Origin of the sequence: Shinella sp. 838, from assembly GCF_029623935.1 — a bacterium.
GTDB lineage: Bacteria > Pseudomonadota > Alphaproteobacteria > Rhizobiales > Rhizobiaceae > Shinella.
In genome coordinates, this window is sequence record NZ_JARSBQ010000076.1 from 1 (window position 1) to 704 (window position 704).

1 protein-coding gene is annotated in these 704 nt (G+C 60.1%); it reads left to right on the plus strand.

Features of this window, described 5'->3' with window-relative positions:
* Positions 1–85: 85 nt before the first annotated feature.
* Positions 86–634, plus strand: a complete 549-nt coding sequence (locus P9A16_RS35635) for a helix-turn-helix domain-containing protein (RefSeq protein WP_443021765.1) — start codon at positions 86–88, stop codon at positions 632–634.
* Positions 635–704 lie beyond the last annotated feature (70 nt).

Genomic DNA, 704 nt, shown 5'->3' on the forward strand with positions numbered 1-704 from the left:
TTATACGCCGCCTCGCTGACCTCGACTCTTTGGCCTTCCCAAAGTGCGGTGAATCTGAATCTCTGGTGCAAACCGGAGGTCTGCGATGCGATCAGGGATTTCATTACGCGAAGATTTTGATGGAGAAGGTCTGCGGCGGCTGGCGCGGCAGACGAAAGATGCCGTTCAAGCGCGCCGTCTGTTGGCACTCGCCTCAATCTACGATGGAGGCTCGCGTTCCGATGCCGCCCGCCTCGGCAGCGTCACGCTCCAAATTGTCCGGGACTGGGTCATGCGGTTCAACGAACACGGTCCCCAAGGCCTGATCAATGGCAAGGCGCCCGGTCCGCAGTCGCGGTTGAACGATCAGCAGCGTGCGGCCTTGGCGCAAGCAATCGAGCGTGGGCCGACACCCTACCTCGACGGCGTTGTTCGTTGGCGTCTGTGCGATCTAGCGCAATGGCTTTGGGAAGAGTTTCGCGTTTCGGTGAGCGAGCAAACGCTGAGCCGGGAGGTGCGGGCCATGGGCTATCGCAAGCTGGCTGTCCGGCCCAAACATCACGCGCAAGACCCTCAAGCCATTGAGGGTTTTAAAAAAGCTTCCCTGCCGCAGTGGCAGAGATTGCCGCTGGAGCGGCCCGAGGAAAACGCATAGAGATTTGGTTTCAGGATGAGGCCCGTATCGGGCAAAAGAACAAGATCACCCGCCGATGGGCCAGGCGAGG